12 protein-coding genes and 1 pseudogene are annotated in these 11,101 nt (G+C 55.5%); 11 read left to right on the plus strand and 2 right to left on the minus strand.

Annotation, left to right across the window (positions count from 1 at the left end):
- Positions 1-236: 236 nt before the first annotated feature.
- From fabD to fabF, 4 genes are read left to right on the plus strand one after another with little or no spacing between them, the layout of a single operon-like run.
- Complete coding sequence (gene fabD, locus SMC5_RS00355; protein ID WP_165846121.1) at positions 237-1,136, plus strand: ACP S-malonyltransferase; 900 nt, start codon at positions 237-239, stop codon at positions 1,134-1,136.
- Complete coding sequence (gene fabG / locus SMC5_RS00360) at positions 1,133-1,876, plus strand: 3-oxoacyl-[acyl-carrier-protein] reductase (protein WP_119087581.1); 744 nt, start codon at positions 1,133-1,135, stop codon at positions 1,874-1,876. The genes fabD and fabG overlap by 4 nt, the downstream gene beginning before the upstream one ends.
- Positions 1,877-1,910: 34 nt before the next feature.
- A complete protein-coding gene (gene acpP / locus SMC5_RS00365; protein ID WP_119119138.1) occupies positions 1,911-2,153 on the plus strand; it encodes an acyl carrier protein in 243 nt (80 codons plus the stop codon).
- Between the two features lie 22 nt (positions 2,154-2,175).
- Positions 2,176-3,420, plus strand: a complete 1,245-nt coding sequence (fabF, locus tag SMC5_RS00370; RefSeq protein WP_119119139.1) for a beta-ketoacyl-ACP synthase II — start codon at positions 2,176-2,178, stop codon at positions 3,418-3,420.
- A gap of 78 nt (positions 3,421-3,498) precedes the next feature.
- Here the strand turns inward: fabF and SMC5_RS00375 are convergent, their stop codons facing one another.
- Together SMC5_RS00375 and SMC5_RS00380 are read right to left on the minus strand one after the other, a co-directional pair.
- A complete protein-coding gene (locus SMC5_RS00375) occupies positions 3,499-3,690 on the minus strand; it encodes a ferredoxin (RefSeq protein ID WP_119119140.1) in 192 nt (63 codons plus the stop codon).
- Positions 3,691-3,760: 70 nt separating this feature from the next.
- Positions 3,761-5,476: a proline--tRNA ligase gene (locus SMC5_RS00380; protein WP_119119141.1), complete on the minus strand. Its 1,716-nt coding sequence runs from the start codon at positions 5,474-5,476 to the stop codon at positions 3,761-3,763.
- Between the two features lie 142 nt (positions 5,477-5,618).
- Here SMC5_RS00380 and SMC5_RS00385 point away from each other — a divergent pair, with 142 nt between their 5' ends.
- The 7 genes and pseudogenes from SMC5_RS00385 to SMC5_RS10930 form a co-directional block, all read left to right on the plus strand.
- The gene (locus tag SMC5_RS00385) at positions 5,619-6,200 is read left to right on the plus strand and encodes a deoxynucleoside kinase (protein ID WP_119119142.1); all 582 of its coding nucleotides are present in this window, start codon (positions 5,619-5,621) and stop codon (positions 6,198-6,200) included.
- Positions 6,201-6,339: 139 nt separating this feature from the next.
- Positions 6,340-7,605: a Glu/Leu/Phe/Val family dehydrogenase gene (locus SMC5_RS00390; protein WP_119119143.1), complete on the plus strand. Its 1,266-nt coding sequence runs from the start codon at positions 6,340-6,342 to the stop codon at positions 7,603-7,605.
- Positions 7,606-7,687: 82 nt separating this feature from the next.
- The gene (gene buk / locus SMC5_RS00395; RefSeq protein ID WP_119119144.1) at positions 7,688-8,785 is read left to right on the plus strand and encodes a butyrate kinase; all 1,098 of its coding nucleotides are present in this window, start codon (positions 7,688-7,690) and stop codon (positions 8,783-8,785) included.
- A gap of 21 nt (positions 8,786-8,806) precedes the next feature.
- Complete coding sequence (locus SMC5_RS00400) at positions 8,807-9,550, plus strand: hypothetical protein (RefSeq protein WP_119119145.1); 744 nt, start codon at positions 8,807-8,809, stop codon at positions 9,548-9,550.
- Entirely contained in the window at positions 9,501-9,785 is a 285-nt protein-coding gene (locus SMC5_RS11520) for an indolepyruvate ferredoxin oxidoreductase subunit alpha (protein ID WP_407079748.1), read from the plus strand. Before SMC5_RS00400 ends, SMC5_RS11520 begins: the two co-directional genes overlap by 50 nt.
- Positions 9,782-10,849, plus strand: a complete 1,068-nt coding sequence (vorB, locus tag SMC5_RS00410) for a 3-methyl-2-oxobutanoate dehydrogenase subunit VorB (RefSeq protein ID WP_119119147.1) — start codon at positions 9,782-9,784, stop codon at positions 10,847-10,849. The genes SMC5_RS11520 and vorB overlap by 4 nt, the downstream gene beginning before the upstream one ends.
- Before the next feature lie 4 nt (positions 10,850-10,853).
- Positions 10,854-11,101 (plus strand): annotated as a pseudogene (locus SMC5_RS10930) (thiamine pyrophosphate-dependent enzyme); the annotation flags it as partial.

The following is an 11,101-nucleotide window of genomic DNA, read 5'->3' on the forward strand; positions in this document are numbered from 1 at the left end:
AGAGGCCTAACTGGCGACTCTGGTTTTTTTGGTGTGCTTTTCCAGAAGAATACTTTTAGATAGGTTCAGATTGACGGAGTTGCAGTACCACACAGAGATGTGTGGCAACTACACTCCGTCTTTTTTCACCGCGGGCGGCGTTGACGAATGATGGGTTCTGACCGCTTCGCGGTTCCCAGGTGCAAGAAGTACTGCGGTGGTTGTGCAATGGACGCAGACAACAGGAGGAGGCAGTTATGATAGCGTTTCTGTTTCCCGGGCAGGGTTCGCAATACGTGGGAATGGCCGGTAGAGTAGTCGATCCGATTCTGACTCGCAGGCTGTTTGGGCAGGCAAGTGACGTGCTTGGTCTTGACCTATGGAACCTTGTCGAGGCAGGTGACGAGGCGATGCTGACTCGCACCGAGAACACCCAACCTGCCCTCTTTGCAACCGAGATGGCATGGGTCGAGGTACTTGCGAGCAGGGGTATGGGCTGCGATGTTGCCGCCGGGCACAGCCTGGGGGAGTTCAGCGCGCTATGTTGTGCCGGCGTCTTCACGTTTGAGGATGGTATTCGACTCGTGCGACAACGTGGAGAGATCATGGCAAGGGCTGTATCTGGATCGCCAGGTACGATGGCTGCTATCGTAGGATTGGACGACAACGATCTGCAGCGTGTTCTTGCTGAAGGGCGTCGGGCCGGAATCGTGGAAGCCGCCAACTACAACGCGTCCGACCAGACGGTGGTGTCCGGCGAGATGGCTGCTGTAGATCGCGTCATTGGGGCCGTGAAGGAGATCGGCAGAGGACGCGCGATCAAACTTCGGGTGGGCGCCCCATTTCATTCATCCATCATGGCTGGCGGTGCTGCCGAGTTTGCGACGGTCGTGCATGATATCCCGTTTTCGCGGCCCCGTTTTCCCGTTGTGAACAATGTGGCGGCAGTACCGGAAGATAATCCCGAGACAATCAAGGAGTGCCTTGTCGCGCAGTTCAAGAGCCCGGTGCAGTGGGTGCGTACGATGGAGACACTTCAGAGAATGGGAGCGAGCGAGTACTTGGAGGTCGGACCGAAGGGTGTGCTGACGGCACTTGGTCGGAAGGCGATTCCTGAAGGAAACGTCAGAGCCGTGGAGGAGGAAACATGGCAATGACGCTGGAAGGAAAGACGGCCCTGGTTACGGGTGGATCCCGAGGCATCGGTAGAGGCATTGCTCTCGAGCTGGCCATGCAGGGAGCCAATATCGTTATCGATTTTCATCAAAACCGCGTGGCGGCAGAAGAAGTTGTCACAGCCATCACTGCGATGGGTCGGGTCTGTGAAGCAGTGCAGGCGGATGTTGGGGACGTCGCTCAGGCTGACGATCTGGTTGCACGGAGTATCATGCTGACAGGTTCGCTGGACATCCTGGTCAGCAACGCGGGTATCACCCGAGACGCCTTGCTGGTCCGGATGACGGATGAGAAGTGGAACGACGTGCTGCGAACGAATCTCACCGGCACGTTCAATGTAACGCGGGCAGCTGCCCGCCATATGATGCGTCAGAAATCCGGACGCATTGTCCTGATCTCGTCGGTAGTCGGACTGGGAGGGAATGCCGGGCAGGCCAACTACGCGGCGAGCAAGGCAGGCGTTATCGCTCTTGCGAAGACGGCGGCGAAGGAACTGGGGTCACGCGGGGTCACCGTCAATGTCGTTGCGCCCGGATTTGTGGAGACAGACATGACGAGCTCGCTTGACAATGAGGTCGTATCCTCGTATCTTGCTAATATTCCGCTTAGGCGGGCCGGAACGCCGAGTGACGTTGCCAAAGCTGTGGTGTTCCTTGCAAGTGAAGACGCTTCGTACATTACCGGCCAAGTGCTCGCGATTGACGGGGGATTGTCTCTCTGAAGTGCTTGGATATTCTTCTTTCAGGAGGAATCTTATGACCAAGGAAGAAATCCGCTCGAAGGTAGTAGAGATTGCCAAGGAAAAACTGGGTGTCGAAGAGTCTCGTATTACAGATGAGGCTCAATACGTCAAGGATCTTGGCGCCGACTCTCTGGCATTGGTTGACATTACAATGGCACTAGAAGATGCTTTTGGAACATCGATTCCTGACGAGGACATTGAGAAGATTGCGTCTGTGGGACAGACAGTCGACTACGTAATGTCCCATATTGTCTGACGCTGGAGGAGACAGAATTTCCATGGATCGGACCCGTGTCGTCGTAACGGGGCTTGGCATTGTGTCGCCGATTGGAAATAGCATTCCTGCATTTGAGGCGTCGCTTGCGGCTGGCATTTCAGGTGTGGGGCCGATCACCCGGTTCGATGCGAGCGCCCTCAGCTGTCGTATCGCAGCCGAAGTAAAGGACTTCAACCCCGAGGACTACTTCGAGAAGCGTGACGTTGCACGTACCGATCGTGTACAGCAGCTGGCGCTTGCAGCTGCGCAAGAAGCCCTGCTGGACTCACGGCTGGATCTGGAGGCTGAGGACAGGGAACGAATCGCTGTCTACGTCACAAGCGGCATAGGTGGTCTTGCGTCCTTAGAAAGTGAAGTCTTGCAGGTCGCCGTCAAGGGACCCTCGCGCCTTTCCCCGTTTCTCATTCCGAAGATGCTCGTGGACTCCATCCCGGGAACCATAGCTCAGCGGTTCAAGCTCTATGGAGGGACCAACTCAGTTGTCAGCGCGTGCGCGAGTGGTACCCAGATGCTGGGCGAGGCTCTTGAGGCTATTCGGCGAGGTGACGCAGACGTCATCGTGACGGGGGCGTCCGATGCGGCGGTGACAATGACCGGCATCGGAGCTTTTGCCAACATGCGCGCACTTTCTACGCGTAATGATGATCCAGGACATGCTTCCCGGCCTTTCGACAAGGAACGCGATGGATTTGTCATGGGCGAAGGTGCAGGAATCCTGATTCTGGAACGACTCGACCATGCGCTTGCCAGGGGAGCGCACATCTATGGCGAAGTCCTGTCTCAGGCAGTAACATCCGATGCGTACCATATGACGTCGCCTGATCCTGAGGCGAAACAGATCGTACGGGCCATGCGTACTGCTATCGAGCGCGCAGGGCTTTCTCCACTCGATATAGACTACGTCAATGCACACGGGACATCGACTCCGGCGAACGACCGGACGGAGTCATTTGCGTTGCAGACATTACTTGGAGGCCGAGCTCATCTTGTTCCCGTGAGTTCCACAAAGTCCATGACGGGCCACCTGCTGGGTGCTGCCGGCGCCGTAGAGACCGTAGCCTGCATGTTGACTATCAAGAACAGACTGATCTATCCCACCATCAACTATGTAACGTTCGACCCCGAGTGCCCGTTGGACTATGTCCCGAATGTTGCACGTTCATCCGATGTCCAATATATTCTCAAGAGCTCGTTTGGGTTCGGGGGTCACAACGTCTGTATTGTTCTGGGGCGGTACGCAGGATAGCGTATCCACTGTCTGGCAACCAAGAGACCCCGTCAGCGATATGTTGACGGGGTCTCTTGGTTGCTTATGGGTAGCAGACTATTCTTCGACGGTGATTGCGGCGACAGGGCATGATTCGGCGGCTTCCTTGCAGCAACCGGCAGCGCCACAATCGACACCTGAGATGACCTCGGCCTTGCCGAGCTCATCATTGAGTCTGAATACCGTATCGCACAGGGCGACGCAAGCGCCACACCCGATGCAAGCCTCCTGATCGATCGAAACCTTCATGGTTCCTCCTTTGGCATAGATGCTGTCTTTCTATTCTACTGGTTAACAGCTGGGTGTCAATTTGCCTGGGCTACTCTGTCGTTCGCACCAGATCGACAATGAATGCGATTGCCTCTGAGGCAGCGACGGCTTTCTTGTCCGTCTTGTTGCTACGGAGAGTGACCTCGAAATTGCCAGTCTTGAGGAAAGAATTGCCGACGACAACCTGGATTGGGAAACCCATAAGGTCAGCATCGTTGAACTTGACGCCAGCCGACTCGCCTCGGTCATCAAGAATAACGTCAATCCCAGCCTTCTCGAGTCCTTCGTAAAGTTCCAGTGCAGCATGCCAGACTGCATCGTCACCCTTGTTGAGGGGAACGACAACGACTTGGAAGGGGGCGACGGACATTGGCCAAACGATACCCTTGTCGTCGTGATGCTGCTCGATGATGGCGGCCAGTGTGCGCCCGATGCCAATGCCGTAGCACCCCATGAAATAAGGCTTCTCGCTGCCATCTTCATCGACATAGTTAGCATGAAGGGAAATTGAGTACTTCGTACCGAGCTTGAACGTGTGACCGACCTCAATACCTGTAGCCGTATGCAGCGGATGGCCGCACACGGGGCAAAGGTCCCCCGCCCGGACAGTCCTTATGTCTGCCACGACAGTCGAGTCAAAGTCCCGTCCAAAGAACGCATTCTTGATGTGGAACCCATCTTTGCCGGCTCCGACGGTATAGGCGACGTCCCGACGAACCATCTCGTCGACAACGATAGGTACTGCCGTCTGCATTGGCCCGACTGAACCGGGGTGAACGCCGAGGATGTTCAGCACTTCCTCGTCGGTCGCTAGCCGGCCCTCGCGGGCTTGTATGGCTTTCCGGAGCTTGACCTCGTTGACGTCGTCATCTCCTCGAACCACGAGGAGCCAGGGTTTGTCGTCAGCGACATAGAGAATGGATTTGAGAACGGTTCCTGGATCGACGGCAAAGAAGCGGGTAACCTCTTCGATGGAGTGGATGCCGGGTGTAGCTATGCTTTCCGGGGCGGGCGGAGTAGCCGTAGTAGTATCAGGGCTCGTTGCAGGACGTGCTTTCGAGAGTTCGAGGTTGGCAGCATAGCCACAGTTGTCGCATGCTGCGTACGTACACTCTCCGTTGTCTGCCTGAACCGTGAACTCGTGGGACGACGAACCGCCGATGGCACCAGAATCTGCCTGGATAGGGCGGAACGTGAGGCCCACGCGGTGAAAAATGTTATTGTACGCCTCAAACATGAGGGCGTAATTCGGCTCGATGGAGGCCTCGTCGCGATCGAAGCTGTAGGCGTCCATCATCGTGAACTCACGACTGCGAATCAGCCCATACCTGGGGCGAATCTCATCCCGATATTTGTTGGTGATGTGATACAAGTTGAACGGCAATTCTTTGTAGGAATGGCGTTCACTGCCGACAACAGAAGTGACCAGTTCCTCATGTGTCGGCCCCAGACAGAACAAGCGACCCTTTCGGTCTGTCAGCTTGAACATTTCGTCGCCATACAGATCCCAACGGCCGGTCGCCTGCCAGGGTTCAGCGGGCATCAACAAGGGCATCAGGATTTCCTGAGCGCCATGGCTGTCCATCTCCTGGCGCACAATTTCCTCTATACGCTGCTTGACGCGCAGACCAAGATTGAGATAGGTGTAGATACCGGACGCCGATTTGCGAAGCAGGCCGGCGCGAAGCATGAGTTGGCCGCTTACGGTATCGGCGTCCTGGGGAACTTCACGCAGACGTGGTGCAAAGACTTTGCTCAGATACAAGGTTTCCTCCTGATGTCACAGACAAGCACATACATTATAGATGCAGGGTTGGTTTTGCAAGGGAGTCGATTGCTGCTAATATGAACAAATACAAGGATCAGAAGGGGCAGATCCTGGATGTTGACGGGAGCAGGGGGAAATCATGTACTTGGTCATTGCAGGAAACATTGGTGCAGGGAAGACGTCGCTTGCTCAGATGATCTCGCGTGAGCTTGGTTTTTCCGTCTACTTCGAAGCGTTCGGTGAAAACCCGTTCCTGCCCAGTTATTACCAGGACATGCGTCGCTGGGCATTTGCGACACAGATCAGTTTCCTGGCTCTCCGGTATGAGCAGATTTTGAACCATGTCCTGATGAGCGATGTTCCCGCCATCCTTGACCGTTCTATCTATGAGGATCGCGAGATTTTCGCCAAGGCACTTGTGCGCGATGGACTCCTGTCGCCAGACGAGTGGAATACCTATGACAAGCTCTATCAGCTCATGGTACGCCGGCTTCCCAATCCCAACCTGCTCGTGTATCTTCGCCGGGACGTCCCGACGCTCCTTGCCAACATCCGCAAACGCAATCGCAGCATCGAGAACATCAGTGGAGACTACCTGGAGGGCCTGAACAAGCAGTACGAGGAGTTCTACGGGAGCTGGCATTATCCCAAGGTCGTGTTCGAGGAGGACATCTTTGACCATGCCGCTGACGTGCTGAAGCTTATCAAGAGTGCAATCTAGTGCATAGTTGTGTTTTTTTTCACAAATACTTGCAATGTTGGTGCATGGGCGTAAAATGTAAAACGGCGTTTTAAAGCCCCATAACGGGACGGCTCTCAATTCTCCCTGAGAGCCAACACCACACGTCACGGAGGCTATTATGGCAGGCGAGAAGAAAAACTGGTTCCAGGTAGCTCAAGACAGAATTCAGATTGCAGGCACGAAGCTCGGTCAGAATCCCGAGATTACGGAGATTCTCCGTAACCCACAGAGGACACTCAGCGTTTCCATTCCTGTTCGTATGGATGATGGCACCACGAAGGTTTTCCAGGGATTCCGCTGCCAGCACAACGACGCGGTTGGACCGACCAAGGGTGGTATCCGATTCCATCAGGACGAGACCCTCGAGGATGTTAAGGCTCTGGCGACCCTCATGACGCTCAAGTGCGCTGTCGTCGGTCTCCCGTATGGTGGTGGCAAGGGAGGCATCGTTGTCGATCCCACGAAGTTGTCCACTGGCGAACTCGAGAGACTTTCCCGTGGATACATCCGCGCGCTGGGCACGTTTGTCGGTCCCGACCGTGACGTTCCCGCACCCGATGTCAACACAACCGGTCAAATCATGGCATGGATGGTCGATGAGTACAGCAAGCTGACTGGCCACAACACGTTTGCCCTCATGACTGGAAAACCCCTTATCCTTGGCGGGTCTCTTGGCAGGACTGCTGCGACCGGGCTTGGTGGCGTCTATTGTCTGCGCCTCGCTGCAAAGAAGATGGGGATGAGCCTCAAGGGCGCTACTGTCGCCGTTGAGGGTTTTGGCAACGTTGGCTTCTATGCTGCCAAGATCCTTCGTGAGGAAGATGGCGCAAAGATTGTTGCAATTACGATGGTCAGCGGCGGTGTTTACGACCCCAAGGGTATCGACCCCGATGATCTCAAGGCCTATGAGAACAAAAACGGCACCGTGAAGGGTTATAAGGGGCTCGACAACGTGTCCAACGAGCAACTGCGTGCGCTGGACGTCGACATCTATATACCTGCAGCTCTCCAGAACGCTATTCTCAAGGACAATGCAAAAGACGTCAAGGCAAAGATCGTCGTGGAACTTGCCAATGGTGGCGTCAACCCTGATGCAGACGAGATTCTTGAGAAGAATGGTGCTTTTGTCATTCCGGATATTCTGGGCAACGCCGGCGGTGTAACCGTCTCCTACTTTGAGTGGGTTCAGAACAACTACGGTTATTACTGGTCTGAGAAGGAAGTCAACGAGAAGCTTGAACGTGTCATGACCGAGGCATTCGAGCGTGTCCACAATATGTACACCACGCACAAGGCAGACAAGATCACGATGAGGATGGCCGCAGACATGGTCGCAGTCGAGCGTATCGGCGAGGCCGTCAAGATTCGCGGCTGGGTAGCCTGATAGATAGTAGTTCTTTCTGGAGGGCGTGTGTCTAGCGCGCCCTCCTTTTCTTGCTGGTCTGTCTAGCATATTGGAGGCCGCCTTGCCATTCAGGATTCTTGTCATCAACCCTGGTTCTACGAGTACCAAGCTGTCGATCTTCGAAGACAGGACTTCTGTCACAGCGGAAACCATTTCGCACGACGCTGCGACTATTGCCCAATTTGTCTCGCTCATGGACCAGCTGCCAATGCGGCTGGCGATTGTCAAAGATTTCCTCACCCGCCACAGCACAGCCGTGGTCGATCTGTCGGCTATTGCCTGCAGGGGAGGACTGCTACGACCGCTTCCTTCAGGAACATATCGCGTCGACGAGACGATGGTGCATGACCTGCACGAACCTATACTAGGCGCACACGCGTCCAATCTGGCCGCATGCATCGGGTTCGAGCTGTCAAAGGAATCGGGTGTTCCGGCGTTCATCGTAGACCCCGTCGTTGTCGACGAACTGAGCCCACTGGCGCGTCTCTCTGGCTTGAAGGGGCTTGACCGCGTGAGCATCTTTCATGCCCTTAACCAGAAGGCTGTGGCTAGACAGGCGGCAGCAGACCTTGGCAAGACCTATGAAGAGGCTAATCTCATCGTTGTTCATCTCGGTGGAGGAATCTCTGTTGGGGCGCACCACTTGGGTCGGGTCATTGACGTGAACAATGCACTCAATGGTGATGGCCCCTTCGCTCCCGAGAGAGCGGGCAGTCTGCCGGCTGTTGGGCTGGTCAAATTGTGCTTTTCGGGTGCATATTCGCAGCCAGAGATGATGAAACTCCTTGCAGGCAAAGGAGGTTTGGTCAGCCACCTCGGAACGAATGACGCTCGCACGGTTGAGAAGATGATCGACGATGGGGACGAGCACGCTCTCCTGGTGTACACCGCAATGGCGTACACGGTCGCGAAGACTATTGGGGAAATGGCCACCGTATTGAAGGGAGACGTCGACGCCATTGTCGTGACGGGAGGTATCGCCCGGTCGACTTTCCTCGTCGACGAGATCACGAGGCGTGTCCAGTTCATTGCACCCGTCAAGGTCTATCCGGGCGAGGACGAGATGAAAGCGCTGGCTTTGGGCGTGCTCCGCGTACTGGATGGTTCGGTACCCGCCGGAGTGTATTCGCCGGAGCAGGCGGGTAGCGAACGGTCCTGAGTACATTGGACGTGCAGGCCGATGCGTGAACTTGCCGATCTGTTTGGTCGCCCGCGGACAGGCCAGTCGATTGTGTTTGCCGGACCATCCGGGTCGGGTAAGACCGAGGTCGCTATCAACCTCGCCCTGTCTCTGATCCGGGTGACGACGTCCCCAGTTACACTATGCGACCTGGATGTTGTCAAGCCCTATTTTCGGCTTCGTGACATGTTACGGCTGCTCACTGAGGACGAAGCAAAGAGACTGATCATCGTCGAACCGGAGCATCGACTCCTTCATGCAGACATCCCGACGTTTCCTCGCAATCTGTATGCGCTTCTATCTTCTCAAGAGACAATCAAGGTCATCGATGTTGGTGGAGACGCCATCGGGGCAGGAGCCGTCGCCCAGTTTCGTGAAACGATTATTGCCGGTGATTATAGCCTGTACATCGTGGTAAATACGCTGCGACCGGGAATGGACAGCCCTGATGGTCTGAAACGAATGCTGACGACTATTCGCTCAGGTGCACGCCTCGAGGTGACTGGACTTGTTGCCAACACGAATCTGCAGGCGGAGACGACTGTGGAAGACGTACAGCGCGGCTACGATGCTGTCAAGACTTTAGGCGATAGTGAAGGGTTGCCTGTCGTCGCGGTGCTTGTGTCGCCGGAGTATGCTGACCAGGTAGTGCATCGACTCGCGCCAGGTGCGGCCGGGCTTCTATCGGTGATTCGTGTTTTCAATCGTATTCTGGATACAGTCGGGTCGCAAACGGAATTCTGAAGCAATATGGAGGTCTACCTTGGAAAGAGTCTCTATTGACGAACAGCGGTGCAAGAGTTGTGGTCTGTGCGTCAGCATTTGTCCTGTCAAGATCCTGATTATAAGTGATCGGCTGAATGCCCGTGGTTTCAGACCTGCACAGTGCACGGATCAGGACAAATGTACCAGTTGCGGTTCGTGCGTGCTGGTTTGTCCTGATATTGCCATCGAGCTGCACAGAGAGGTGAAGGTATGAGCGACAAGGTTCTCATGAAGGGGGCAGAAGCTCTTGCCGAAGGTGCCATCCAGGCGGGGTGTCGCTACTACTTTGGCTATCCAATCACACCACAGAATGAGACGCCCGAATACATGAGCCGCCGTCTCCCGGAGGTTGGTGGCAGATTTGTGCAGGCTGAAAGCGAGGTTGCGTCTATCAACATGGTCTACGGTGCTGCCTGTGCTGGTGTTCGGGCGATGACGTCGTCCTCCAGCCCAGGTATTTCCCTGATGCAGGAAGGCATTTCCTACATCAGCGGCTCTAATGTTCCGTGTGTCGTCATGAATGCCATGCGTGGCGGGCCTGGCCTCGGCAACATTGCTCCCGCTCAGGCGGATTACTTTCAGGCAGTCAAAGGGGGCGGCAACGGGGACTACAAACGCATTGTCCTTGCCCCCTCATCGATCCAGGAAGGCGTGGACCTGTTTGTCGATGCGTTCGAACTGGCGGACAAGTACCGCATGGTGGTCATGGTTATTGTTGATGGTCTCATCGGACAGATGATGGAGCCCGTCGAGTTCAAGACCAGGATTGATGTTTCGACGCTGAAGACACCGGAGTGGGCAACGGTCGGGCGACATGGGCGTGACCATGTAAATATCATTACTAGCCTTATGCTGGATGCTGCCGGACTGGAGCAATGGAACCTCAAACTTCAGGCGAAATACGCGCAGGTCGAACAGGCTGAAAGTCGCATCGAGGAGTACCAGATGGACGATGCCGACTACGCTATCATCGCGTATGGAACGATGGCGCGCATTGCGAAAACGACAGTACGGGTTGCACGTGACAAGGGAATCAAGCTCGGGTTGCTGCGTCCGATAACCGTCTGGCCATTTCCTGCAAAGCAGATACAGACGTACGTGGGCAAACTGAAGGGGATTCTGACGGTCGAACTTGCGTACAGGCAGCTGTTTGAGGATGTCCAGCTGGCATTGTGCGGCAAGATACCTCTGGGCTGGTATGGGCGGGGCGGCGGAGTCGTACCGGGGCCTCAGGAAATACTAGCGGCGTTCGAAGAGCAGTTCGGGAAAGGACGGTAGAGCCATGGCTGAACAGATGAAAGTCATCTACGAACGCCCCAGTTCGTGGGCAAACAAGGTAACGCACTACTGTCCAGGGTGCACACATGGAGTCGCCCATCGGCTTGTCGCCGAATTGGTGGATGAGATGGGACTCGTGGACAAGACCATTGGGGTCTGGCCAGTTGGTTGTGCCGTTCTTGGATATGACTACTTCAACTTCGACAGTGTCGAGGCGGCGCATGGCCGTGCTCCAGCGATGGCCACCGGCAT

The sequence above is a fragment of the Candidatus Cryosericum odellii genome, assembly GCF_003570935.1.
GTDB lineage: Bacteria > Caldisericota > Caldisericia > Cryosericales > Cryosericaceae > Cryosericum > Cryosericum odellii.